The organism is Leifsonia sp. Leaf264 (assembly GCF_001422325.1).
Classification (GTDB): domain Bacteria; phylum Actinomycetota; class Actinomycetes; order Actinomycetales; family Microbacteriaceae; genus Orlajensenia.
The window spans coordinates 493157-516090 of sequence record NZ_LMMR01000005.1 but is presented as its reverse complement, the minus strand read 5'-3'; the positions used below and the strand labels follow the sequence as shown (position 1 = coordinate 516090).

General features: G+C 64.3%; 27 protein-coding genes and 1 pseudogene. 13 read left to right on the top strand and 15 right to left on the bottom strand.

Going from position 1 to position 22934, the window contains the following annotated elements; genetic code table 11:
- The first annotated feature begins 21 nt into the window (after window positions 1-21).
- The gene (locus tag ASF30_RS12105) at window positions 22-459 is read left to right on the top strand and encodes an Ltp family lipoprotein (protein WP_055906736.1); all 438 of its coding nucleotides are present in this window, start codon (window positions 22-24) and stop codon (window positions 457-459) included.
- 127 nt (window positions 460-586) lie between these two features.
- On the opposite strand, the gene ASF30_RS12100 is transcribed toward ASF30_RS12105, so the two are convergent.
- Together ASF30_RS12100 and ASF30_RS23345 are read right to left on the bottom strand one after the other, a co-directional pair.
- Window positions 587-1177, bottom strand: coding sequence for a hypothetical protein (locus tag ASF30_RS12100; RefSeq protein ID WP_055906733.1), 591 nt, complete (start codon window positions 1175-1177; stop codon window positions 587-589).
- Between the two features lie 16 nt (window positions 1178-1193).
- Window positions 1194-2225, bottom strand: coding sequence for a hypothetical protein (locus tag ASF30_RS23345; protein WP_055906730.1), 1032 nt, complete (start codon window positions 2223-2225; stop codon window positions 1194-1196).
- A 49-nt stretch (window positions 2226-2274) separates the two neighbouring features.
- On the opposite strand from ASF30_RS23345, the gene ASF30_RS23340 reads away from it, so the two are divergent.
- Window positions 2275-2634 (top strand): hypothetical protein, encoded by a 360-nt coding sequence (locus ASF30_RS23340; protein WP_055906727.1) that lies wholly within the window; start codon window positions 2275-2277, stop codon window positions 2632-2634.
- A gap of 167 nt (window positions 2635-2801) precedes the next feature.
- Here ASF30_RS23340 and ASF30_RS23585 read toward each other — a convergent pair.
- Window positions 2802-2996 (bottom strand): annotated as a pseudogene (locus ASF30_RS23585) (DnaJ domain-containing protein); the annotation flags it as partial.
- On the bottom strand, window positions 2993-3715 hold the full coding sequence (locus tag ASF30_RS12085) for a vWA domain-containing protein (RefSeq protein WP_055906724.1): 723 nt from the start codon (window positions 3713-3715) through the stop codon (window positions 2993-2995). The pseudogene ASF30_RS23585 and the gene ASF30_RS12085, both read right to left, overlap by 4 nt.
- Before the next feature lie 190 nt (window positions 3716-3905).
- Here ASF30_RS12085 and ASF30_RS12080 point away from each other — a divergent pair, with 190 nt between their 5' ends.
- The 3 genes from ASF30_RS12080 (at window position 3906) to ASF30_RS12070 (ending at window position 5658) form a co-directional block, all read left to right on the top strand.
- Window positions 3906-4205: a hypothetical protein gene (locus ASF30_RS12080; RefSeq protein WP_055906721.1), complete on the top strand. Its 300-nt coding sequence runs from the start codon at window positions 3906-3908 to the stop codon at window positions 4203-4205.
- A gap of 42 nt (window positions 4206-4247) precedes the next feature.
- Window positions 4248-5252, top strand: a complete 1005-nt coding sequence (locus ASF30_RS12075) for a hypothetical protein (RefSeq protein ID WP_055906718.1) — start codon at window positions 4248-4250, stop codon at window positions 5250-5252.
- A gap of 82 nt (window positions 5253-5334) precedes the next feature.
- Window positions 5335-5658 carry a DUF7455 domain-containing protein gene (locus tag ASF30_RS12070; RefSeq protein ID WP_442914957.1) on the top strand — a complete coding sequence of 108 codons (324 nt, stop codon included), beginning with the start codon at window positions 5335-5337 and terminating at the stop codon, window positions 5656-5658.
- 60 nt (window positions 5659-5718) lie between these two features.
- Here the strand turns inward: ASF30_RS12070 and ASF30_RS12065 are convergent, their stop codons facing one another.
- Window positions 5719-6063: a hypothetical protein gene (locus tag ASF30_RS12065; protein ID WP_157497311.1), complete on the bottom strand. Its 345-nt coding sequence runs from the start codon at window positions 6061-6063 to the stop codon at window positions 5719-5721.
- A 247-nt stretch (window positions 6064-6310) separates the two neighbouring features.
- Here ASF30_RS12065 and ASF30_RS12060 point away from each other — a divergent pair, with 247 nt between their 5' ends.
- The 3 genes from ASF30_RS12060 to ASF30_RS12050 all read left to right on the top strand — a co-directional run bounded on the left by ASF30_RS12060 (window position 6311) and on the right by ASF30_RS12050 (window position 9935).
- Window positions 6311-6520, top strand: coding sequence for a hypothetical protein (locus ASF30_RS12060; RefSeq protein WP_055906712.1), 210 nt, complete (start codon window positions 6311-6313; stop codon window positions 6518-6520).
- Window positions 6521-6719: 199 nt separating this feature from the next.
- Window positions 6720-8597 (top strand): hypothetical protein, encoded by a 1878-nt coding sequence (locus tag ASF30_RS12055; RefSeq protein WP_157497309.1) that lies wholly within the window; start codon window positions 6720-6722, stop codon window positions 8595-8597.
- Between the two features lie 63 nt (window positions 8598-8660).
- Complete coding sequence (locus ASF30_RS12050) at window positions 8661-9935, top strand: hypothetical protein (protein ID WP_055906706.1); 1275 nt, start codon at window positions 8661-8663, stop codon at window positions 9933-9935.
- A 34-nt stretch (window positions 9936-9969) separates the two neighbouring features.
- Here ASF30_RS12050 and ASF30_RS12045 read toward each other — a convergent pair whose 3' ends face one another.
- Window positions 9970-10224, bottom strand: a complete 255-nt coding sequence (locus ASF30_RS12045) for a hypothetical protein (protein ID WP_055906703.1) — start codon at window positions 10222-10224, stop codon at window positions 9970-9972.
- A 350-nt stretch (window positions 10225-10574) separates the two neighbouring features.
- Here ASF30_RS12045 and ASF30_RS22750 point away from each other — a divergent pair, with 350 nt between their 5' ends.
- Window positions 10575-10730 (top strand): hypothetical protein, encoded by a 156-nt coding sequence (locus tag ASF30_RS22750; RefSeq protein WP_157497307.1) that lies wholly within the window; start codon window positions 10575-10577, stop codon window positions 10728-10730.
- Between the two features lie 377 nt (window positions 10731-11107).
- Here ASF30_RS22750 and ASF30_RS12035 read toward each other — a convergent pair whose 3' ends face one another.
- Complete coding sequence (locus ASF30_RS12035; RefSeq protein ID WP_055906697.1) at window positions 11108-12007, bottom strand: hypothetical protein; 900 nt, start codon at window positions 12005-12007, stop codon at window positions 11108-11110.
- Window positions 12008-12051: 44 nt separating this feature from the next.
- Between ASF30_RS12035 and ASF30_RS12030 the strand changes: the two genes are divergently transcribed.
- Window positions 12052-12723 carry a hypothetical protein gene (locus tag ASF30_RS12030; protein ID WP_157497305.1) on the top strand — a complete coding sequence of 224 codons (672 nt, stop codon included), beginning with the start codon at window positions 12052-12054 and terminating at the stop codon, window positions 12721-12723.
- An 11-nt stretch (window positions 12724-12734) separates the two neighbouring features.
- Here the strand turns inward: ASF30_RS12030 and ASF30_RS12025 are convergent, their stop codons facing one another.
- Complete coding sequence (locus ASF30_RS12025; protein ID WP_162240758.1) at window positions 12735-13775, bottom strand: site-specific integrase; 1041 nt, start codon at window positions 13773-13775, stop codon at window positions 12735-12737.
- An 812-nt stretch (window positions 13776-14587) separates the two neighbouring features.
- Here ASF30_RS12025 and ASF30_RS22745 point away from each other — a divergent pair.
- The 3 genes from ASF30_RS22745 (at window position 14588) to ASF30_RS12010 (ending at window position 16700) form a co-directional block, all read left to right on the top strand.
- Window positions 14588-15076: a hypothetical protein gene (locus ASF30_RS22745; protein ID WP_157497303.1), complete on the top strand. Its 489-nt coding sequence runs from the start codon at window positions 14588-14590 to the stop codon at window positions 15074-15076.
- A gap of 89 nt (window positions 15077-15165) precedes the next feature.
- Complete coding sequence (locus ASF30_RS23175; protein WP_055906686.1) at window positions 15166-16110, top strand: TPM domain-containing protein; 945 nt, start codon at window positions 15166-15168, stop codon at window positions 16108-16110.
- A 26-nt stretch (window positions 16111-16136) separates the two neighbouring features.
- Window positions 16137-16700 carry a GNAT family N-acetyltransferase gene (locus ASF30_RS12010; RefSeq protein WP_055906683.1) on the top strand — a complete coding sequence of 188 codons (564 nt, stop codon included), beginning with the start codon at window positions 16137-16139 and terminating at the stop codon, window positions 16698-16700.
- Between the two features lie 2 nt (window positions 16701-16702).
- Here the strand turns inward: ASF30_RS12010 and ASF30_RS12005 are convergent, their stop codons facing one another.
- The 7 genes from ASF30_RS12005 to ASF30_RS11975 all read right to left on the bottom strand — a co-directional run bounded on the left by ASF30_RS12005 (window position 16703) and on the right by ASF30_RS11975 (window position 22915).
- Window positions 16703-17488 carry a hypothetical protein gene (locus ASF30_RS12005; RefSeq protein ID WP_157497301.1) on the bottom strand — a complete coding sequence of 262 codons (786 nt, stop codon included), beginning with the start codon at window positions 17486-17488 and terminating at the stop codon, window positions 16703-16705.
- Entirely contained in the window at window positions 17485-18291 is an 807-nt protein-coding gene (locus ASF30_RS12000) for a hypothetical protein (protein ID WP_055906678.1), read from the bottom strand. The genes ASF30_RS12005 and ASF30_RS12000 overlap by 4 nt, the downstream gene beginning before the upstream one ends.
- A gap of 46 nt (window positions 18292-18337) precedes the next feature.
- On the bottom strand, window positions 18338-18832 hold the full coding sequence (locus ASF30_RS22735; protein ID WP_157497299.1) for a hypothetical protein: 495 nt from the start codon (window positions 18830-18832) through the stop codon (window positions 18338-18340).
- On the bottom strand, window positions 18829-19608 hold the full coding sequence (locus tag ASF30_RS11990; protein ID WP_235480323.1) for a ParA family protein: 780 nt from the start codon (window positions 19606-19608) through the stop codon (window positions 18829-18831). Before ASF30_RS11990 ends, ASF30_RS22735 begins: the two co-directional genes overlap by 4 nt.
- 621 nt (window positions 19609-20229) lie before the next feature.
- Window positions 20230-21219 (bottom strand): replication protein RepA, encoded by a 990-nt coding sequence (locus tag ASF30_RS11985; RefSeq protein ID WP_055906672.1) that lies wholly within the window; start codon window positions 21217-21219, stop codon window positions 20230-20232.
- A 932-nt stretch (window positions 21220-22151) separates the two neighbouring features.
- Complete coding sequence (locus ASF30_RS11980; RefSeq protein WP_055906669.1) at window positions 22152-22622, bottom strand: hypothetical protein; 471 nt, start codon at window positions 22620-22622, stop codon at window positions 22152-22154.
- A complete protein-coding gene (locus ASF30_RS11975; RefSeq protein ID WP_055906667.1) occupies window positions 22619-22915 on the bottom strand; it encodes a hypothetical protein in 297 nt (98 codons plus the stop codon). Before ASF30_RS11975 ends, ASF30_RS11980 begins: the two co-directional genes overlap by 4 nt.
- Between the last annotated feature and the right edge of the window lie 19 nt (window positions 22916-22934).

Here is a 22934-nt window from a genome sequence, read left to right as displayed (position 1 = left end):
TCTTGCACAGATATGGAACCCATGAAGAAGACCCTCATCAGCCTGCCCATCATCGCTCTGCTCGCCATCGGCCTGTCCGCCTGTGGTGAGCCCAGCACCGAGACCGCAGGAACGAAGCCGGCGGCAGCCGCCGAGGCCCCGGCCGCAGAGACGCCCGCTGCTCCCGACGTCACCCCCAGCCAGGCGGCGGCGGTCGCGAAGGCGAAGATCTACCTGAGCACCGTCCCGCTGAGCCGCGACGGAATGGTCACCCAGCTCGAGTTCGACCAGTTCAGCCCCGAGGACGCGGCGTTCGGCGCCGACAACTCTGGCGCGGACTGGAACGAGCAGGCAGCCAAGAAGGCGAAGGTGTACGCGGAGACGATGGCGATGTCCGGCGGCGCCCTCCACGACCAGCTCATCTTCGACAAGTTCACCGAGGAGCAGGCGGCAGCTGCGGTTGCCGGTCTCGGTCTGTAGCCACCTACGACACTGTCCCTGAGGGCGCCTGCCGCGGCCCGAAAGGCACGAGGCCGATGGCGACCCCCGACGCGACATCATTGTCGGAGTCGGGGGTCGCCCTTTTGTCTCCTGGCGAGAAGAGGGCCTACGTCGTCGTCAGGCCCTTCAGCGCCAACGACAGCCCCACCCCCGGTGCATGTCGGATCAGCTTCCCGGCCTCCCGATTGCCCCAGAAATGCATGCTTCCATGGTGGCGGTCATAGCTCGGATGCTGATGGTCCAGCTCCAGGATCTTCTCGACGCTCATCGGGGCGGCGGTCGTCTCCCCGTCCATGACGTGGTTCGGGTACCCCTTGAACATCTTCGTCTCCTCCCACCGTCGAATCACCAGGAGATCACCACCTTCAGTCAGAACCCAGTAGTTCTGCTCGTTGTATTCAGTCAAGGACGCTTTCGCGTCATCGATGTTCCAGTAGGTCGTGCTGAACAGCACCCAGTGAGGTGGGACTAGCTCAACCTCGACAGACCGGTTCTCTGTGGCGTCGAACATCTCCTTGCGCAGCCCCAGGAACCCCGCCCGGCGGCTCCTCTGGACGGCCACCGCCCGTTCTTCGGTTTGAGAGATGCGCGCGGCCTTCTTCGCGGGGTCGGCCTCCCCTGCCACTCTCCGCGCGTACCGTTGCAGACGTGGCAGGTCGACGTCCTGGCGACGGTAGGGCTTGTCGTTCGGCGTCATGATCTGGTCCTCACCTTCAGTCGACCTTGGTGCCGGCCTCGTCGAAGATGCCGCCAGCGTCCATGACCCACAGCATCTGGACGTTGTCATCGTCAAGCCGGCAATAGACCAAGACGCCTGGTCCGCCACCGGTGGCGGGAGGCGGCTCATCTGATGTGTTGAAGAGGTCGGTCATATACCCGCCGGTTGCGCATGGGTCGAAGGAGACACCAAGCGCGCCTGAAACTCCGTTGTGCGCGTCCAAATGGGCGCCGGGAGCGCCGGCGCCGCGAGGGACGTAGATGTTCGCGCCGCCAGATAGGACTGCCTGGTTCTCCGGATCGTACGCGCCGCCGATGCGCCACACCGTTTCTGGCGCGGTGAGCGCAAAGCCGTCCAGCTCATTGCCTGAGGTGAATGCCCACGCGAACCCTTCCGCAATTGATGGTCCCCCACTGACACCCAATGCTCTGTCTCCATATCCGAGCTGAAGAATTGACTGGCCGTCTGGGAGTGGGACCGTCGTGAAGTGCTCCCAGCCTTCGTAGATCTCGATTGAGCCGCAGGTGTCCGGTTCTTGCCCGCCGAGGATGTCTTTCCGCTCTGTGAGGACGTTCACTTCTGAGGCTTGATAAAGGGCTTGGTCACCGTCTGTGTTGTTGAGGATCAGCGGATCCCCGGATCCGCAGCTCGGGGCTCCATCCGGCCCGGCCGTCGTACGCAGGTTGACTGCTGAGCTTGCTTCTGCGGACTCCCACGCACTGGTCGACGCGGGGAGAACGAAAGCGAGCGTGAGGGCGACCACAGCGAACGCCAGGATGACTGTTGTCAGACGGTAGGTCCATCGACCGATAAGGATGATCGCTGCAGCCAGAAGCAGGATCACCACGCAACCGCCGAGCCAGTCGGAGGGGAAGTATCTGCCCATCTCCCGGACTTCGGTGTCCCACACCTCCGGGCTTGTGGGGTGAAGGACGCTCCCGCGCAGCAGATTCAACCCGATCAGCCACGGAGCGAGGACGGTGACGCAGAGGATCACTGCCCACACCAGAACGATCCAGTCGCTCACTCCCCTGGCGCGTCCGCGACGTTGACGTTCTGCCTTCGCGGCGGCTGCAGTGCCTGAACTGGTTCCGCTGGACGAGGACGACGACGACGACGACGACGACGACGACGACGACGACGTGGGAGCGGGTGATAAAGGGGGTGACGTGGGAGCCGCAGCTGGTGGAGGTTTCGGGGAGGGTGGCACCACGAGCTCGTACCGGATCGGGACTGTGACAGCGTTGCCGTCGAAGGACACGGTCAACAGGCTGGTGCGTTCACCCGCCCGGCTATCTGGGGCGGTCATCTTCAGGTCAAGCCGCAGCACGACGCCGGGCTCATCGTCCGGTTCGTATGCGTCGACGATCTCCCATCCATGCGCGTGTGAGTCCGGGTTCACGGAGATGTTTGACGGGCTACGTCCTGTTGACTGAACCGAGATGGACTGGACACGTTGGTCTCCTACGCGCAGGACTCCGAAGTCGACAGCTGAAGGGGATGGCGCCGGAACTGCCGGTCTGGTGGACTCTGAGCGCGTTGAGCTGTGACCTGAGGGGCGAGTGTGCGCTTCCTGTTCAGCTCGATCGCGGTCGTACTCACGTCGCTTCGTTTCGTTCGTCAACACTTCGTCTGCAAGGTTGACCAGCTTCATGGTCGCTTCTGCCGCTGGGTCCTGGCTCCTGTCCGGATGCCACTTGCGTTGAAGCGCCTTCACCGCAGCCTTGATGACCTCTGGAGGAGCCTTCTCGGAGACGCCGAGGACTTCGTAGAGGTCTTCCTCGATCGGGGCGGTCAACTGCGCCCCGTGATCTCCAGGTACTTCCTGACGGAGCCGCCGCCGACTGCATGAACCGCTGCCGCGGTGATCGCGACTTTCGAGACCAGCGTCCGAATGAGGCGGAGGACAGATCCCGTGTCCATGGTGGAGGCGATCTCCGTCCACTCTCCCCCGGACTTGGTGCACCAGTCCCGGTAGTACCCGGTGTCGAGAGCTGCCGCGAAGCACAGCGTTTGGGTCTGGGTGAGCAGGCTCGTGATCTCCGTGGCGCGGTTGACGTTCAACGCATAGTCATCAGTCAGCAGCACAAGGACCTTCACCGCGTCGTTGCGCCAAGCTTTGCCTACCGCCGCGGACATCGCCTCGATCGACGATTCGCCCTCGTTGCCGCCACCAGAGAACTGCGGCATTCCCCGCAGTTGCTGCTTGGCTTCGGCGACGTTGGTCACGAACGGCAATGCTGAGTCGATCCGGTCCCCAGGGACGGTGAGGTCACCGAACGGGATCGCTGACACACGCCAGTCCAGGCCGAGGCCGGCGAGCTCGTCGATGAACCCGCTCATGCTCTCGATCAGGCTGTCGCGTTTCGCCGACATCGAACCTGTGGTGTCGAAGACGAACCCGACGTCCACTTTTGTGGCCCCGGCAAACTTTCGCTCGAGCGGTGCCGTCTTCCCGCCGATGCTCAGGCTGGCGCCCGAGCTGCGTGCCACCGGCGTGTTCCGCTGAATCTCCATCTGGTCTCCTTCGGGTGGAGCAATCGGTGATGTGAGTGCCGCTCAGAATACTGCACGGCGGAGCACGGGGTGCCTAGGATTTCCGCAACTTGGGTTCCGCTCGGCCGCCAACGCACGGCGCACCGCTCCATAGATACTCGCCACATGCCCTCATGGCACACCCCCGCTCCCCATGAGGAAGGCGCAAGCCATGACAGACACCATCAAGCCCGAGCTCGACATCTACGAGTGGCTGAGGATCGGCCTTGAGGCCGGTTTTGTCGGCCCCGGCATCTGCGAGACCCACGATGGGTTCCCGATGAGCGAAGCTGAGGAGGCCGCCTACGAGGAGGACCAGCTGGCCCTCCCGATCACCCCGCTCAGCCGTGAGGAGGCTGAGGAGTTCGAGGAGGGATCGGACCCGTGCATCCACATCCTCCGCCTGTACGCCAGCCCTGAGCACAAGGCGGCCGTCGAGGAGAACCACGCCCCGTCGAACTGGCGGCAGTAGGTCCGGCTCCCCGAGGCTGGGCTGGCCACACACCTACGGTGCATGACCAACAAGATCCAGCCCCGCCTCGGCGACGGCACCTTCACCTTCAAGAGCTACGACCTGCCCGAGAAGTGGGTCAACGCCGGCGGCGGCACCCACTTCTTCAGCAGCGAAGGTGAGGAGCTCCGCATCCAGCAGATCGACGACAACATCTTCACTGTCTCTGAGACGGTCGGCTCCGGCATCGACCACCGCAGCTTCGACTTCTTCATCGCCGACGGCAAGACCGCCGAGGAGATCGAAGCTGCTGCCGCGGCCGCCTTCAACAGCATGACGTTGGAAATCCTCCGCCAGGAGCTCGCCGATGACTCCGGTAACGCCGAACTCGCCGCCCAGGTGACCCGGTACGAGCGGCTCGTCGCGGCTGAGTCCCAGTTCGGAAGCATCGAACACGGAGACGGTGAGCAGTACATGCCGTCCGTCATCGGCCACGCCTACGCGGACCGCATCGAGGTCAGCCGCTCATCTGAAGGCAAGCTTCGGATCACCGGCGGGATCGTCGTCAACCCCGTCGCCGCCGTTGGTGAGGAAATCAGTGGCGACATCGACACCTACCTGAACTACCACGTGGACGCGTTCGAAGCATGGGTGAAAGAGAAGTACGGCGCCGACGTTGACGGCTACACCTGGGAGGACGTGGAGCTGCAGTTCACCGTCGAGGAAACCGACGAGAACCCCTTCCCGCTGACCATCGAGGGAGCTGCCGAGCGGATGGAGAAGGAGACGAAGATCGTCGAGCTTCACAACAGCCTGAACGGCGCGTACGGCAACAACAGCATGTACGGGTTCAACCACGACCTGATGATCCACCTGAAGTGCCTCGACGAAGCATTCGAAGACGAGGCGTACGCAGTCCAGGAAGCTGAAGGCGAGCACGCCCTCGGCACATGGCTTAACAAGCACCCGAAGGCGTTCGCCTGGCGCGACTGCGACACCTGCGACACCGAAGAGCCGTTCTCACTCCGCGGGAACTGCCTCAGCTGCGGCACCCCGTTCGGTGAGTGAGCCTGCCGACCCACGCAGAACCGCAACATTCCGCCCATGTAGGACACGAAGCCCCTCCAACACAGAAGGACACACGCACCACATGACAGCAACGACCATGCAGGCGCCAGCACCCATCGAAGCAACCGCCGCTCCCGAGCCGAAGTACAAGCTGAGCGCGCACGACCGCTGCGACCGCAAGGCTTGCGGCGCACGAGCCTACGCCCAGGTTGGAATCCACACGTTCAACAAGGCCGGCGAGCCCATCGTCGGTGAGCTGCTGTACTGCGCCCACCACTACAGCCAGCACGAGCCAGCCCTGGCCGCTCGCTCGAGCATCGCCTCTGTCGTCGACGAGCGCGAGGCTCTCGTCGAATCGGAGCTCGCGCGCAAGGGCGCCAACCCGAACGGCAACGGCTTCTCCTGATCCCACTCCCCCGAGACGGCCGGCAGAGATTCCGCCGGCCGTTTCGGCGTTCAAGGAGAGCTAAGCGGCGGCTGACAAGCCGACGGCAACCCAGGTTCGTGCAGCGATCATCACCTCACGGTTCCTGCCTGCAGCCAGAGCCTCCACCGGCTCTTCCTCATCAAGCAGCGGGTTCATCTCCATGAACCACGCCCGACACGTACTCGCCGATGACGCAGCCTCGATCACGGAAACGATCTGGTACACGTTGCGGAGCTTCCGTTCCACAGCAAGAGGCGGGGCACCGTCCCCGGACACCCATCGGGCGATCGTCCGCACACCCTTGCCGACCACGGCTGAGACGAGCTCATTCCCCAGGACCGACTGCAGCGCCTGCGCCACCTCCTGAGCAGAAAGCTCGGTCACACGGGCGTGGAGACGCACAGCTTCGCGCTTGCGCTGCCGCTGCTCCGTCGTTGCCATCACACCTCCCGTGTTGAGCTAAACGTAGCGGGACACCGAAATGTCATGCGATATGTCATCCGGTGTGTCGCGGGTCCAGCAGCCCCATTCCGCGTCGCCGCCACTCCCCCGCAAACTGCATGCTGACGGGTTTCCACGACACGCCTCCCGCGTATCTGAATCTGATTCCGGTTAACGCTTGAATCCACCCATGAGTCAGAAATGGAAAGGTCCGCGGCACACCATCACCGCGCGCGTTTCCGAGACCCTGGCCGGCGCACTGAGGGATCGAGCATCTGAGCTCGGCATCCCCGTCGGCGACCTCGTAGCTATCGGTATGGCGGAGTACATGGGGATGCCGGAGCAGGCTCCGAAGCAGCCCGACCCGACCAGAGTGGAGCTGCCGATCACTCCCGGATAAACGAAAGGGCCCGCCACTCACGTGACGGGCCGCTCTAAGTTTCGCAGTTCGAACCTGACTTGTTTGGCGACAGAAGGTTCGGACTGATCCAGATCAAAGCCGGAGAGACCGGAGGGTCTTTCGCGTCTTCACTGCACCCCGAGGGGATGTGGCCACTATAGCAACCGACGTTTGGCGTACCTCCGACAGGTTCCCCGGCGTGTCGGAGGCAGCTTGGGATCTCACCAGGCGGCTGTCCTGCCGCCCCACGGTCCGTGTAGCAGCACCCGGACCTGACGGTTCCGCGACCAACCGGTACACCGACACTGCGTCGATCCGTGGTGAGGCACCAGACACCCCATGGGCTCTGTACCTCACCGACATGAACAAGGCGTTCCGGTACGTCGTCTTCGACCTTGACGCCAGCAAAGGCAACCCGGAACGCGACTCCAAACGGCTCACCGCCTGGCTGACGGCTTTCTCCATCGGGTACACCGTGTGCCTGTCGTCCCCAGCAGGCGGGCGCCACGTCTGGGTGGCTACCGCCGAGCCGATCGCGGCAAACCTGGTGGCAGCCATCGGTGTGCTTGCGTCCCAGCTGCTCCACTCCGTGGACACAGCCCCGCTCTCCAACCGACTGACCGGATGTGTTCGCCCTCCCGGAGCTCCGCATCGAAACGGTGGGCACTCCATACCTGTCACGTCGCTCGAACCCCTCCTGAGCCCGTCCACAGTCACAGCGCAGCTTGAAGCGTTCAGGGACCACCTGATCGACTTGGGTGCTGCCCTGCCGGAGTCCACCACCTCCACGCCCCGCGGAGTCACCGTCGACGACCACGGACACCCTCACCTGATCGGTGACCGACGACCGGTGACCACCAAAGTGCGGAAGCTCATCGACGAGCCCTCCGATGAGCAGGACCTGTCACGGGTCATGGCCGTTGTCCTCTCCGGCTGCGCACGAGCCCGATGGCGGTACGCAGACGTGCACGAACTCCTGGCCCACTCCCCCGCACTGGAACACGCCCGCACCAGCCGTGGCGCGAACATGCGGCTCGACCGATCAGTCCGGCAGCAGGAGAAAGCGCTGCAGAACGCTTGGCGATACGCCGTTCAGTTCGTCGCGACGAACCTCCCAGCCGGCGACTCGTTCGACGCAACCTTCGACGCGCGCGCCGCGGCAGTCTCCGACGCCGTTGAAGCCGCCCAGCGGGCCGCAGACGCATCCCCAGGACTCTGGTCAACAAACCGCAGCCGCCGCCAGATCCTGGATGCAGTCAGCGCCTACATCCTCCAGTCGGTGAGCTCCGAGGTCGAAGCGGACACCCGACGGCTCTCTCAGGACACCGGGTACGGCCGGGAAGCCTGCCGCCTCGCCCTTCTCTGGCTGACACAGAACAACTGGCTGGTACTGACGACGCCGGCAGCTGGAGTTCATGGAGCCACGTTCAGGCTCGGAGACAGGTTCTCCACAGACCCTTCTTCAACAGAGTGGGCACAAGCGGTTACGCGCCCCGCGGTCCCTCCCGACGAGAGAAGAAAGATCCAGCTGCGGAAGATTGTGAACCGGCTCGAGCTGAGCAACCACGATGCGTTCGCCTCACCGGGGAGCCTCGGCCGCGACGCCGGTACGATCTTCGCTGCGCTGGGATCCGAGAGCTCCGCGACAACCCTGGATCTTCTCGCCCACATATCGCTCACGATCAAACGACTCCGGGCAGCTCTCACACGATTGTCAGAGCAGGGGCTCGTGGTGACAACCGATACGGGATGGCAGCGGACCAATGGCACCGCCAGGGAACGGGTGGCAGTCGAGTTCGGCGTTGCCGGCTACCTCGAAGGCCGCAGGCACCGCTACGACATCGAACGTCAGGTCTGGGCGTGGTGGCAGGCCGAGTACGAATGGATGAAGTCGGAACACCGAAAGCCCGGCCGCCGGCCTCCACCCACCTCGGTTCTTCTGGTCTCCGTCGGCCGCCCACCCAGCAACGAATACCCGCGCGGCCCGAACAACCGAGCCGATCACCGAGAAGCGAAGCGTGTCGTGCTCGGCAAGGCAGCCAACACAGGACCGCTGCAGCTCAGGCAGGCCAGCTGAGTATCTGTCGCCACATGTCTGGACGGAGAAGAACCGTCCATCTAAGACATGAGGAGCACCGTTTTGGCATCGAAGCACGTTGGCAAGCGCCGGAAGAACACCACGATCGCCGGGGTTGCCGTCATGGCAGTCGGCGCAGCAGGGCTTCTCGGGGTCGCCGCTGCGGCGCCCCTGTATGCAGCCGCGCCAGGCGTCACCGTCTCCGCGATCACCGCTGGCCCGATCGACGGCACCGGCTGGTTCATGGATGCCGGCACGAACCCCGGCGTCGGAACCTGGTCTCTGAAAGCGGACGGGCTTCACTACGGAACAGGCGGGTTCAACCGGTTCATCAACCAGGTCACCGCCCCCGCAAGCAACGGCGTTCCCGTCACAGGCCCCCAGCTGACCAGGCTGCTGAACGGGTTCGGTGTCGATCTCACCGCCGACTCTGAAGCGACAACCGGCGCTGCACAGCCGCTCGTGGGATTGACCGTCGTCGACGACGGCGGAGTTGCGCACCGCACCACCCTGTACACCGCACCGAGCACCATCGCGTCTGCCGGCTACGAAGACGACTACCAGTTCAAGGTCCAGCCGTTCACCGACGGCTACACACCCGAGTTCGACATCACCGGATGGAAGGACCTCTCCGTCCTCGACAACCTGCTCGACGACGAAGGCGACCTGTACTACCGGAGCTTCGGCATCCTCGGCAACTACCCCAGCCTCGTGAAGAGCGTCACCTGGAACGGGTCGAAGACCACATTCAGCACGGTGACCCCACCAACCCCGACGCCCAAGCCGACGCCGACTTCCTCTCCGGACCCGACGAAGCCGCCAGCTCCGGCAGACAAGCCGAAGAACACGATCGAGAAGGCTTCCGTCACCGCCGGCGCGAAGTTCACAGTCACCGGAACCGGATTCCTCCCCAACGAAGACGTGAAGGTGTTCCTCCACTCAGACCCGATCCTGCTCGGCACTGTCACAGCCGACGAGCACGGTGTGCTGAACGGCCAGGTCACCATCCCGAACACCGCACCGGCCGGCACCCACCACATCGTGCTGCAGGACATCGGAGGGGCTGTGTTCACCAGCGCCGACATCACAATCACCAGCGGACCGATGGACGGGAACGGCTCAGATGATGTGACAGACAACGGCACCGATGACGGGGCTGCCGTCGGCGCCAGCAACGGAGCTCCCGCGGCTGGACCCGACACCGAGGAGAGCGGATTGGATGAGCACCCCGACACAGGGTTCAACCCGTTGCTCCCCGCGGGCCTGTCGCTGGCGCTGCTGCTTGGAGGCCTGTCCGCCATCTTCGCCGGCCGGGCACGCAGGGGCTACACCAACTGACGGACCGGTTCGGAGACCGGCGCCCCTGCTTTCGTCAGTCGGCTGGGGCGATCTCGGCCAGGAACGCTTCCCAGCGAGACTCTGCTTCTGCGGCCGTCGAGAACGCCCCGAACCAGCTGCGGGTCAGAGGCATCCCGGACACCTTCAGCGACACGTACAGCTCCACCCGCGGTTCCGTGCCGACAACTTCGCGTCGGACAGCGGACACATGGTCAGGGTTCACCCACTCGACCACAGCCGGCTCAGACTGTCCGTTCACCTTCCCGAGCACAGCGATGAGGCGAGCCACGCGCTACCCCCTCCGACCACTGCGTAACCGGCATCCTCCCACGAGCTTGCCCGCCACGCCCGTGATGGCGTGCGCCTGAACCCCGAACGTGGGGTCTCCCCACCGCGAACTCAAGCTATAGCTTGAGGCCCACAACGATCAAAGGGGATCACGAGTGCGCTGGTTCCGCCGGTTGTTTCCTGTCGTCAGCGAATGCCACTGCTGCAACGTCCGCAACGATTGCACCGACTGTGCGGACCTCCGAGCATCCGGGACCCTCCACACCTGTGACCGTGCCGTATGAAGCAACGCGTGGTCCTCTTCCTTCTCGGCGCCGCGGTCATCGTGCTTGTCGCAGTCGGGTTCGCCCGGTGACGCAGGACCAGAAGGAGGACACCGACACCCGCTGGATCATCGTGGTGTCGATCGTGTTCGTCATCATCGCCGTCTCCGTGATCATCACCATGGGGTGGGTCGCCGGAGCCAGGTTCACCACCGAGTGGTGCAGATTCGAGGAGACATGCTGATCAAGAGGCGGCGATCGAAGGAGCGGTCGGCATCGGATCCGCGGTTGCGAGAGTCGCGGATGCAGGGCCCGTGGGCTCTCGATGTCGGAATCGGAACGCCTCTGCCGACCGTACCGCGCCGGGTGCCGGTGCCGCTCACCGTTGAGGCCCTGGAGCGTGCGTTGGAAGAATCACGGTGGCACGCCATGCGGTCCCCTCACCCAGCAGGAGGGCTGCCGACCTGCGCGAAGTGCGGCATCACCTGGCCGTGCACAGTACGCACCCTGGCCGACGCGATCATCACCGAAGTCGAGCCGCCACGGTGGCGCCGATGGTTCGCGTGGTACCGCACCTAGCGCACCAGCTGCTAGGCGTAGCTCGACGCCGGTCGGAGCGGATCACAGCCCGATGGCATCCTTCGTGTCATCGAGCAGCTGCTTCGTCAACGCGAACAAAGCATCGAGCTGCTCGTTGACGTCGTCGAGCTCGTCGGCGAGTTCGTGGGACATTTGCTTCTGCTCGTCAGCGGTGTACCGCCGCACTGGTCCACGGACGACCACTTCGCGGGTGCTGGTGATCCGCTGGGCGTCATGGACGATCTTCGAGATCGACGTCAAGGACAGCGCAGCCTCGGTCCCCAACCAGCCGTGCACGTCTACGGACGGCATCATCGTCGTCACCGGGCTGCGCGTCTCAGCGACCCTCCACACCCCGTCGAGTCCCACCGAGCAGTCATGCACACCCGGTGTCTCACCCCACGGGTTCAGAATCTCCTTCGTCTCGTTGGAGAACCCGAAAGCGGCTGGACCGTACACCCGAAGCCACCTGGTCGCTGCGCACCGCGGGCATTCGGCGGGATCTTCTGCGCGATGCACTGTCCGACCGCGAATTGTCAGCTCCGGGAACAGGGAGATGTCGGTCTCGGTGATCTGCTGAGCTTCCCGGCGGGTGAAGCCGAGCTCCCCGACGAGCAGGACCAGCCAGGCGTCCCTCCGGCCGCGGAGACCGGTGGGGAACCGAACCGTCGGCAGCTGTGCGATCGCCTGCCGGGCTGTCGCCCACCGCTCCCCTTCACGGAACACAGACGCGACGGCCGGCTTCGCCCAGTCGAGGCTGTAGCCGGCCTCTTCCAGGCCGCCGCGAATCGCTTGGATGCGCCGGCGCCACGTGGAGGGCGCAGCTGGGAACGTCGCCATGAACGCAGCGACGGCTGTGCGACCGGCCGGGACGGCGTCGATGTCCGTCGCCTCGCACCAGTCACGGAACAGGGACCATTCACGCTCGAGCGTTAGGTTCATCGAGGTTGGCCTCCTTTCGGCATCCCGCCACATATCTTGTAGGTGTGAACGACACCACCATGACTGTCCCGCCGGTGCCGGTGACCTGGCCCGCTCGGGACGATGCCGAGAAGAAGGCCCGCCGGCCCTTTGTCGGTCTGCGCGGAATCTTCCCGATCCTGGTTCTCGTGTTTGTCGTCTACCAGCTCGCCGCGAACGGCGCCCTTTCCCGGATCAGCTTCGCAGCCGTCGGATGGTTCCTCTTCGTCTTCGTGGCAGCTCTCGCTCTGGTCCTCTTCGGCATGCGTGCGCTGTACCTGAAGCGCATCGCCACTGCTCAGCGTCGCTACCCGGGCTCCTTGGTCCTGGCCGTCGGTTCGTCGATGGAGCTGCCCTCGGAGGTGACGTTGATCCAGAAGGCTTTCGGAGTCCAGCAGCGGAAGCTCACCACCAGCTCCGTCCTGGTCGCCGTCTTCGACGCATCGGCCTTCAGGCTCGTCCGGAAGAACGGAGTGGTCCTCGACGTGCCGTCCGAGAAGCTCCTCAGCATCACGCGAGGCTGGGCAACCGTGGGCGCGAGGGCTTACTCGTCCGTGCTTCTGAGCATCGACACCCCAGAGGGCCTTCTCAGCCTCGGCATCACGAACATCGGGTTGGGCCTCAATCCGTTCAAGTACCCATCCGACGAGCAGCTGCTCACTGTCGCCAACCAGATCGCGGCAGCCGCGCGCAAGTGAAGTAGACCCCATCAGAGCCCCAGCTTCGTCACGGCGTTGTTCGTCAAAGGGGCGTGCTCGCGGGCGTACACCTCAACAGTGGCCGGGTCCTTGTGCCCCGTCTGGCGCATGATCTCGTGGTAGCTGGCGCCGTTCGTAATCGCCGCTGTGACGAATCCAGCGCGGAGTGAGTGTGCACCGAACCTGGCCGGGTTGATACCGACGGCTTGGAGCCGGCGTTTGACGACGTCGTTCACGACATCGCCGCTGATGTGACGCAGGTGCGGCGCTCCGTTCTTCATCACCGGCCGGAACAACGGGTCCCACTCCCCCAGTTCGTGGCACTCAGGGATCCCGTCACGGCAGACGTGGTGCTCTTCGTCCAGCTGCCAGAGGTACCGCATGACTGCTGGACGACCATGCTTCGTCGCCGCCAGGGCACGGACCCAGTGGATGAAGGCGCACGGAGCGCAAGTGACCGGCTCAGAGCCGTACGGCAGCGCTTTCACCTGCCCCTTCCCCTCCTGGTCCGTCTTCGAGGACCGGATGCGGACGTGGAGCCCGTCGGAGGGATGCAGTGTGACGTCGGAGATCGTGAGAGCGGCGAGCTCGGAACGGCGGAACCCTCCCGCGAACCCGAACAGCAGCAGGGCACGGTCGCGGAGACCGATCACTCCCCCGGCGAACACGGTCGGGTCGATCGACGTGATGACCCGCTTCAGCTCCGGTAGGAGCAGCGGCGCTTTCCGGTTGATGGGTCGGGTGCGGACTCGGCGGATGCCGGCGATGGTCGTCATCACTTCCGGGCTCTTGCCCGGCTTCGGGTGGCCGGCGAGCTCATGGGCCTTGTTGATGGAGGACAGCCATCGGTCGAGAGTCCCGGTGGCGTAGAACGGCTCCCCCGCACTGTCGAGCATGTTGGCGGCATCCGTGAAGTACGCCCCGACGGTCTTGGGGTCTGCTGGCAGCGACACGACTCGGTGGGCGGTGCACCACGCGGTGAACGCCGCCCAGTCGGTCTCGTAGCCGCGGCGGGTGCGGTCGGCGGCTGACGCCTCCTGGAACTTCCTCATGTCGGAGTGGAGGCCAGCCATCGTCAGCTCAGCGCCACTCCCCCGCTCCACCCGGCCCGCAGGCGCGCGGCCGCGGCCGTTTGTGCGCTTCGCAACCTCAGCTGATGCCACAGGAACCCCTCAGAACGTCGTTTCTGCAGGATACAAGGGAACCACCGACATAGCCCGGATTACTCGCATAATCGTGCACAAAAGAGCGGGCCTCCAAGCGGGAACCAGTAAACGCCGATGGTGAGAACGATTCTCGTCACGGCCGGATGCAACCGATAAATGGCCAAGTCGTACGTCAAGAGTGGCCACCACGCGACACCCGATACCCGATACCCAGCATCTCGCCACATGTCTGAAGGGCGTAACCACGCCGGCCCCGACCACCTCAAGGCACCCTGATGACCCGACCACTCTCCCGGACCGTACCCATCGCAGCAGCTGCGATAGCCCTGGTCGCCTCCCTGCTGTGTGCAGCACCAGCAGAGGCGGCTCCAAATACGACGGCGTCCACGTCTTCGTCGACATCGGCGATCGGATCCCACTATGTGGACTCAGGGCGGAAGCTCCTGAATGAGTCAACGAAGCTCGTTGCTGCAGCGCGCACGTCACAGGCCGCGGCCGACAAGACTGCTGGTGTCGCCTTCGCCATCCGCAGCGAACTTCGTCAGGCCACAGCAGATGACTCGAGGTCAGCGACCTCCCTTCGATCATTGATCACTTACTCCACCACTGTCCTCACGAAAGGGACCGAGGCCTCGAAGGGTCTTGCTGTCCACCGCCTTCGCCAGGCGACGGCTCGTCTCCAGCACGACAACCGCAAGGTGAGCTCTGCCACTCAGACAGCCGCGAAGAAGGTCCATCAGATCCAGGCTGCAGAGGCAGCGAAGAAGGCAGCCGCAGCAAGAGCCGCCGCCGCAGCGAAGGCGGCCGCAGCCGCCAAGGCAGCAGCGTTGGCAGCGGTCAGGAACCAGCCAGTGAATCACGACGAATCCGTGTGGACGTACGGTTTCCAGAACGAGATCGACGCCTGCAGAGGATCCGTCAACGTCACAGCGAACTACGGCCTGAAGGCCATCGCAGAACACTGGTCATGCGGCGGTCGAGACTTCCCGACCTGGGGAGGTGCCAGAGTCCGTATCCACGGCGCCGGCATCGACGGCATCTACCAAGTCCAGGGCGTCATCGCCCACCTGTCGCAGACCCGAAACACCACGGCCGACGTCCCGCGCGGATACGACCTGGTGTACCAAACCTGCCTCAACGGATCCAGCGAGAACATGATCATCGTCGGGCTGACGCAGATCGGCTGACCACCCTGCGGATCTTCGCTGTCCCGCACATGTAGGTAGCGAAGAAGAGACCGGGCATCCCCCGGTCTCCCCCGCTCCGGAAGGACCCCATGATCAAGCTCGCAGCCCTCGCCCTCGCCGGCGCCGCCCTGTTCGGATCAACTCCAGACGTTCCCGCCGCTCCCCCGCTGGAGCATCCGATCGTCGACGAGACTGGCACCCTGACCTCGACCGAGACTGACACCCTCTCGAACATCCTCGACGCCGGGCGCATCGCCGACGGCCGCGAAACTGGCGTCCTGGTCATCGACCACCTACCGAAGGGCCAGACGATCGAGGAGTACTCCATCGACGTCGCCCGCGACTGGGCCATCGGAGACGACGCCAAGGACAACGGAGTGTTGGTCCTTGTCGCACTCGGCGACCACAAACTCCGTGTCGAGGTCGGCCGCGGCCTCGAAGGTGACATCACCGACTCCGAGGCCCGCAACATCGTCGACAACCTCATGGTCCCGAAGATGAAGGACAACGACCTCTACGCTGCGCTCACCGTAGCGGCCAACGCCATCCACTCCCCCGACCTTGGTGCGGCAGCCACGACCGACAGGGCCGAGGTTGTATCGCCGGTGCCAACCTGGACCCTCACCGTCGCCGTCCTCGCATTCGCCGTCCTCCTCCTCGGAGGCAGCGCGATCTTCATCATCAGCGACCGTCTCTCGGCGAGAAGGTACGACGCCGAGCAACGAGCACGAGCTGAGCACATCCGCACCTACTCGTCTTCAGCTCGGGTGCGCGAGGCCAGAGAGAAGCTAGGCCGTTCGTCGGGATCGCGTACACCTGGTCGTCCGGCTCCTAGGCCGACCCGTCGCGAGGATGGGATCGACCCTTTGACCGCCGGTGTCATCGGTTACGCCATCGGCTCCTCCCTGTCCGACAACTCATCGCGATCGTCTGACAGCAGCTCGTCCGGCGGCGGCTTCAACTTCGGCGGCGGCGGCGGCGGCAGCTTCGGTGGCGGCGACTTCGGAGGCGGAGGCGACTCCGGCAGCTGGTGACCACCCCCGCCACATGCCTCTAGGGCATGCGCGTCACCTTCGATCTCCTCACGAGCCTGTCCAACGACGGCCGCCGCGTCGTCGCTGACGCAATCGGCGACCTCGACTACCCGGTCGGTGGTGTGCGCACCGCAGCCGAGCTGATTGATGTCTACACCGGGAGGGCTCCGGCCACTTCCTGGTCAGTGCTCGTCGACCACGCCCTCGCTGGCATGTTCTCAATCGGTCAGACGGACCAGTATCTCGGTCTGCAGACCAGCATCTTCATCGCACCCAGACACCGTCACCGCGGCGTCAGCCACATCATCAACCGCGCAGCGATCACGGCGGCGCGCGACGTCGGTGTCGACCTCATGGCAGGCGTCCACGTCGACAACCAGGCATCACTCGGCGCCCACGACTCCCTGTTCGTCTCCGACTGCCCAAGGACCATCAGCCCGAGCGGCAAGTACGTGCGGATGAGGATCAGCGACGGTCAGCTGGCCGACGGGGAAACCGACCGACGTCTCGCCGAAACCATCGCCACGCAGCTTGCTGAGATCAAGAGCACCTGGCCGGAGGAAGTGTTCCGGTTCCACGCCTGGGAGTGACCCTAGGAGTCCTGGTCAGCCTCAACCGCTGAGGCGACCCACTTCTGGATCGCCCTCGGCACGATGACGCCACGAGGCGCGCTCAGACGTTCGGGGTCGTAGTCGTCCTCCCACCAGACACCGTCGAAGTCGGTGGTTTCCTGAACCCAGAGGGTGGCGAGGATCTGGTCTTCACCGAGTGAGCCTCGCCTCACGGTCGGATCGGGGAACACATCAGTGGTCGCGAACGTGGCTTCCGAGTCGAGGTACACGAACCCGTCCTCGTCTTCACCGTCCATGGGCCGGCCTTCCCTAACCTCGTACTCCATGGCCTCCGCTTCATCGCGTTCGAACTCAACGTCGGACTCGTCGGTGGTCAGGTAGTACCTCCAGCTCTCGTCTTCCGAGTCCCAGGTGTAGATCCGGGTCGCGGTGACCGGGATGACGTAGCCTCGCTCCACACCCCAGTCGTTGATCGCGTCTTTCTGCTCCGCGGTGAGCTCGTGGAAGTCCAGGAATTGAGGGTTGTCGACACCGACAGACCAGCGTGGGTTCCCGCCGAGCTCAGCGATCTGCTCCCACGCGTCAGGATCCATCGACACGGACAGGCCCTGGCCTTCGTACGACCAGTCCTTCTTGTACTCCTGGTTCAACGTCCCGATGTGGGTGAGACCGTGCAGCGCGACCACGGGAGCCGGCACGCCGGCGAGAGTTGGTGACGCCTCCAGCTTGAACTCGTGAGGACGGGCTGGCCGGTGGCTGAACCGCCGACCGGTGTCTCGTGGCTGGTCGTCGGATGCGTGCGTCACGGCTGCAGCGTGTAGGTGTACACACCGTCGGTGTCGGTGCTGTTGAACCCGGCATCGCGGATGTACTCCCACGGCTCGTCCATCCAGATGAGCGGGCCGAGGTCCTCGTTGATGCCGTTCTTGATCTCCTCGGCACGCTCCCAGTCGAGCTCCTCGAGGAGGTCGGTGCCGTCGGCGTTCGTGACGGAGGCCACGTTGATGCAGCTGGTTCCCATCTCGACGTCCAGGTTGACAGTGAACTCGACGGCGCCGTGCAGGTCGGGCTCGTCGGCGATGGTCGCTGCTGCTGCGTTGGAGGCCGCGTTGATCAGTCGGTTGTTGGCGAGGAAGTAGTCAGCCTGGGCCTTCTTGACGACCAGTTGGGCGTAGGTCTTCCGGTCGGTCGGTGCTTCCGGGCCGTTCTCCTTGCGGTCCTCGTAGTACTCCTCGTAGTCGCTACCGCCGAGGAACGTGAACGGCATGCCGCGGTGCTCTGGGATGAGGCCGGCGGTGAACGCGAGCTCGAACACGGTGTCGTCGTTGTAGGTCTCGTCCGGGTCCGGAAGGAGCGCGAACGGCAGAGTGTCCAGGACGGGGCGGGAGTCGAAGTCGACCTCCTCGACGACCTCCAGGTGATCCTCGTTCGCGCCGGTCCACTTCTCCAGGCGCATGGTCGACATGACCGGAGGCTTGCCCTCCGTCAGCTGCGACTGGGACGCGCCAGGAGCCGGCTTCTGCTGGAACTGGCCGCCGACGGGCAGGCCGGTGCCGGGGTTGATTTCTCCAGCGCCGGCGTGGATGTTGTTGTTGGCATCAGTGGTCATGCCTCTTAGGTGTGTGGCCGCAGAGCTCGCGCACGTACCTACCTAGCTAGTCGATCCCGTGGTTCTTGGCGTATTCGAGGATGGCCGCGGCGACGACCGTCTTGATGTTCCTGCCCTCGACCATGCCGATCCGATCGAGGAGGTCGCGGACCGGGTACTTCAGACCGATGTTGGTCTGGATCTCAGGCTCCGGGCGGGCCCGTGGCGGTCGAGGCGCGGTGTTGGCTGCAGGTGACTGCGCTTCGGTCTCGACGGTGTGAGCCGGCGCAGCCGGCGGAACTGGTTGGGTCGGTGTTGGAGCGGCGGTGGGTGGCGCCATCGTCGACCCCTCCGACTGACCCTGTGCCGCGGACTCTGCAGCGGCAGTAGGTTCAGCGGAGCTGTCCACCCGCTCCCCCGGCAGGGGTGTCGGTGCTGGGGTAGGTGCCGTGGCGGGCTGGGCAGATGTTGGGGTGATCGGATCGACGTCTTCATCGGCTGCGATCGGGATGCGGACCCTTGGCTTGAAAGCCGCAGGTGCGGCCTGTCGTTCTGCGTTCATGCGAACACCTTTCGCTCCAGTTCGGCGTAGGCTGCGGCGACCGGGTCGCCCTTCTCGTAGTTGCCGTACCACTCGTTGGTCGAGCGCATCTCCTTCACGATGACTCGCTCCGGGACGATCGGGTAGATGAGCTCTCCGGTTGCTTCGAGCTCGGCGATCGTGAACTTCGCGATCCTCGAAGGGATCGTCGGGAGGCCGGAGACGACGATGCCGAACTCGCTCAGGTTCACAGGAGCACCGATCCTGTTTCGAGATTCGATGAACTTCTGCACGGAGTCCTTCGCGCCCAGGTATCCGTCGACACCGTCGACGTCCGGCTTCGCCGCGTAGATGACGGTGTCGGCTGCGTTGAGCGCACTCAGGGTGAGCATTCCGCCCTGTCGGTTCGGGCAGTCGATGATGACGACGTCTGCTTCGAGGTCTTTGAGGCTGCGAGCGAGCCTGAGTTCGCTGTGGTCGACCCGGTCTGCCTCACGGTTCGATACCGATCGCGAGGACGGGATAATGCGGAGGTTTGGTGACCAGGTGGTCGGCAACGCGAGCTCTTCGGCGAAGCCGGCCGTGTCCTCGTCGTTGGCGAGGATGGCGCCGACGTGGTGCCCCTTCTCCTTGGGTTCGACACCGAGCCACTTGGTGGACGCGCCTCGCGGGTCGAGGTCGATGAGGACGACACGCTTCCCTGCGAGAGCAGCTGACATGGCCAGTGAAACCGCCGTGGTCGTCTTCGACACTCCCCCGGCTTCGGAGTAGACCATCACTACGCGCATCTTCGCCATCCCACTGTTCTGTCGTGCGTACCTAGGTAGCTAGGTGCCAAGCTACCTGCCTTGCTCGCGCGCGATTGCGCGAGCCGCTGCATTTCACAATAGCGGACTCCCGCCTACATAGGTTGCAACCTAGGTCGTTAGGTGCGTAGCAAGGTCGCAAGGTTGCTATCAACCTACGCGCCAAGGTTGGTACTTAGGCGCGTAGGTTGGTGCCTAAGTGTGTAGTTACGTTCCTAGGTCGCTAGGCACCTAGCTAGCTAGATTGCAATCTTGGCATCCTGTTCTCCCCAGCGTTTATGCGGGAATCCTCTGAGACGCCCGATCTCGCCACCGGATGGGTGGATGCACCGGGAACGGGGTATTAGGGCCTGTATGAGGCGCACGCGGGCTCTCGCGGGCATGCCGAACTGACCCTGTTCAGTGCTCCGGTAAGAGCAATCGGACGTCAAGGAAATACCTACCTAGGTAGGTAGGTGCCTTGGTCGGCGTGGGGACCCCCACCAGATGATCCGTAGCCAAGTGGGGCGCACAGTGCCGGTCCAGGTCCGCCATTGGACGCAGAGAAGCCCGGCGACCCTGTGGAGGGTGCCGGGCTTCGACCTGGCTCGCGATAGGTCCGCAGGCGGCGTGTCAGGCGATCTGGCGGGGTGGCCGCTTCGGCTTGATGCTGGTCTTACTCGGCTTCATGATCAGGTGCGTGCTGGTCGCTTCGTAGTTGAGGCCGGTGTACATGACGGAGATCAGGTCGAGGTGCTTGATGAACTTCTCGCGGAAGGCGCGGATGCGGGAGAAGTTGGACCCGAACTGCATCGCGAGGGTCTCCCATTTGATCATCATCGGCTTCTCCAGGCCGTACGCCTTGTGGGTCGCCCAGATGTAGATGTCGATCTGCATGGGGGAGTTCTTCAGCAGCTTCAGGATGTTCAGGTCGACGGCGACGGGGGCTTTGATGATCGAGTCGTAGAACGCCTCGGACAGCTTCACGGAGGATCGCCAGTGGCCGGAGTCGTCGATGTCGCCGTCGTCGTTGGTCCACAGGCGGATGTTGTCGAGGATCGGCATTCGGTCGCCGCCGGTGTGGTTCGGGGTGCGGCCGCCGCCGCGGGACACTTCAGAGACGGTGACGTGGGAGCCCCAGATGCGGTTCAGCTGGTCGGGGATCTTCTTCGCGTTCGGGCCGCTGGGCGTCATGCCGAGCTTCCGCATGAACTCGTTGACGCTGGACCCGATCTCCAGCTCACGGGACCTGGTGAGGACCGCTTCGGTTGCCATCCAGGTGAGTGCGTGACGTGGGATGATCCCGTACGGGAACTTCGGGACGTTCAGCTCTCCGGTGGTCGGGTCGTCGATGAGGGCGGGCTGCATGCGCAGGACGACGTCGCCGTTGCGGCGTTCCCACAGTTGCGTGCCGGCGGGTGGCTCCAGGTACGGGATCGACACCTGGGCCCAGATCTTCGCGGAGAAGCCTCGGTCCTGGATGTCGGATCCAGCGCGTTCGGCGTGTTCCATCGCTCCGGCGTAGTTCAGCGCACCGACGCGGTTGCGGGGGATCGACAGAGGTTTCGGCTCGAGTTCTGCTGTGGCGTCGGAAACGGCGTCGGTGGCGCTTTCGTCGAACATGGCGGATCCTCTGCATTCGCGGGGCTTTGACGACACACTGCCGCATACGACCGCCACCAGGCGTAGTTTGACGCGGCGTGTCCCCAGTGTTCTCAAGCCGATGGGGCGCCACCGGAATACATGAGCGCCACCAAAGTACTCGCCTTGACGGATGTAAACCGGTGGCGGTCCCCGTAATCCGGTGGCGTTCAGGAAGTATTCCGGTGGCGCTCCATCTGTAATCCGGTGGCGCGGAAATCGTGTCCGAACGGGCCCGGATCCCAGTGATCAGTAGGGCAGTCGTGACTCACCGCCGACTCCCCCCTGTAGTTAACCCCTGTAGATCTACCTGTGACTCTCTTCTGGGTGGTTAAAGCGACCACAGAGGGCTTCGGATTTCGACGTCAAGGGTTCACGGATTCCGGATTGGTGGATTCGTCGACGAGGTTCAGGCAAGACGAGCGTCGATGGCGTCGGAAGGCTCACCGCCACCGTAATACATCGCTGCCGGAGGGGCTCCGACGCTCCCGGTCGGTGAAGATCCGCCACCGGATTACATGGAGAGCCAGGATGGAGACGACTGGAGGCACCGCCACCGGATTACATCGCCGCTGGAAAACCGGTGCGCCACCGGATTACATGCTCGCAGCGGGTATTCGGGAGGCGATCGCGATCGTCTGAAGGCGCCACGCGCCACCGGTTTACATCGGGACCGGCGTTGGGTAACTCCATTGTGCGGTTACGAGTAAGGGACAGGGCTTCAGGGGTGAACCGCCACCGGTTTACATCGCCCGTGGCGACTCAGCGCCACCGGTTTACATGGTGCCTGGGTCTCTTGGTGGATCCTGTGAGAGCGCCACCGGTTTACATCGGCCGACAGAGGCTGTGGACGACGTCGCGCCACCGGATTACATGGCCCCAGGCTTCTGCCGCCTGTAACCGCATTGACTGGTTCAACGGCGTCGAAGCCACTTCGCGAACGCGTCAGGGTGTCCAAGCTTTCCCGCCGGCAGGGAGTATGCGGAGCCGATCGGTGCTGACTTCACCAACGTGCCGGAGGATGCGAATCGGCGTTCCAGGGCAGCCGCGGCATCGGTCAAGCTGACTGGAAGGAAGTCCCCGGCGACGAGGGACAATGTGAAGTCGAGACCGCCGCCGACGGGAGTGTGCTCGACAACTGCGTACGCTCGCTTCTGGATCGGTCGGGTGCGGAACGATCGAGGTGTCCCTGGTGGAGTGATGGTGACTTCGGAGCGGAACACAACCGTGGTGTCTGTCTCGTGAACAGGCGCCCACCCTTGTTTCCCGAGGACCTCTTCGATCACCTGGACGGCCGACGATGCCGGCCCGTCGACAGCGAGGCGGTGCGCGGGGTGGCGCACCCCGTGGTCGCCGACGGAGACTGGTGGGGTGCGGGTGATCATGTGGTGAGGCTCGACGTTTCGGCGGCGCGAGCTCGGTCTCTCTGATCGCCGGACTCAGCGTGGGTGATGAACCCGAGCCGGCAGGAGATGTCGTGCGCGTGAGTGTTGCGGATCAGCGCGGGGTTGAGGGTGACGCGGATGCCAGGCTTGACCTCACCGTTGGTCGCGACGGTGCTCGTCGGTCGGGTGTCGATGACTGCTCCGGGGGAGTGGGCGTCCAGCCTGTTGACGAGGTCGTCGAAAGTGGCTGTGACGTCTCCCCAGTTGAAGGCGACAAGGTCGTAGTCCGGCATGTGGTGCCCCTTTCCGTCA

What these genes read in the sequence shown, in the direction of transcription:
- ASF30_RS12105 (WP_055906736.1), top strand. Translation starts at nt 22, where the DNA reads ATGAAGAAGACCCTCATCAGCCTGCCCATCATCGCTCTGCTCGCCATC.
- ASF30_RS12100 (WP_055906733.1), bottom strand. Translation starts at nt 1,177, where the DNA reads ATGACGCCGAACGACAAGCCCTACCGTCGCCAGGACGTCGACCTGCCA.
- ASF30_RS12085 (WP_055906724.1), bottom strand. Translation starts at nt 3,715, where the DNA reads ATGGAGATTCAGCGGAACACGCCGGTGGCACGCAGCTCGGGCGCCAGC.
- ASF30_RS12080 (WP_055906721.1), top strand. Translation starts at nt 3,906, where the DNA reads ATGACAGACACCATCAAGCCCGAGCTCGACATCTACGAGTGGCTGAGG.
- ASF30_RS12075 (WP_055906718.1), top strand. Translation starts at nt 4,248, where the DNA reads ATGACCAACAAGATCCAGCCCCGCCTCGGCGACGGCACCTTCACCTTC.
- ASF30_RS12070 (WP_442914957.1), top strand. Translation starts at nt 5,335, where the DNA reads ATGACAGCAACGACCATGCAGGCGCCAGCACCCATCGAAGCAACCGCC.
- ASF30_RS12060 (WP_055906712.1), top strand. Translation starts at nt 6,311, where the DNA reads ATGAGTCAGAAATGGAAAGGTCCGCGGCACACCATCACCGCGCGCGTT.
- ASF30_RS12035 (WP_055906697.1), bottom strand. Translation starts at nt 12,007, where the DNA reads ATGAACCTAACGCTCGAGCGTGAATGGTCCCTGTTCCGTGACTGGTGC.
- ASF30_RS12025 (WP_162240758.1), bottom strand. Translation starts at nt 13,775, where the DNA reads ATGAGGAAGTTCCAGGAGGCGTCAGCCGCCGACCGCACCCGCCGCGGC.
- ASF30_RS23175 (WP_055906686.1), top strand. Translation starts at nt 15,166, where the DNA reads ATGATCAAGCTCGCAGCCCTCGCCCTCGCCGGCGCCGCCCTGTTCGGA.
- ASF30_RS12010 (WP_055906683.1), top strand. Translation starts at nt 16,137, where the DNA reads ATGCGCGTCACCTTCGATCTCCTCACGAGCCTGTCCAACGACGGCCGC.
- ASF30_RS12000 (WP_055906678.1), bottom strand. Translation starts at nt 18,291, where the DNA reads ATGACCACTGATGCCAACAACAACATCCACGCCGGCGCTGGAGAAATC.
- ASF30_RS22735 (WP_157497299.1), bottom strand. Translation starts at nt 18,832, where the DNA reads ATGAACGCAGAACGACAGGCCGCACCTGCGGCTTTCAAGCCAAGGGTC.
- ASF30_RS11990 (WP_235480323.1), bottom strand. Translation starts at nt 19,608, where the DNA reads ATGGCGAAGATGCGCGTAGTGATGGTCTACTCCGAAGCCGGGGGAGTG.
- ASF30_RS11985 (WP_055906672.1), bottom strand. Translation starts at nt 21,219, where the DNA reads ATGTTCGACGAAAGCGCCACCGACGCCGTTTCCGACGCCACAGCAGAA.
- ASF30_RS11980 (WP_055906669.1), bottom strand. Translation starts at nt 22,622, where the DNA reads ATGATCACCCGCACCCCACCAGTCTCCGTCGGCGACCACGGGGTGCGC.
- ASF30_RS11975 (WP_055906667.1), bottom strand. Translation starts at nt 22,915, where the DNA reads ATGCCGGACTACGACCTTGTCGCCTTCAACTGGGGAGACGTCACAGCC.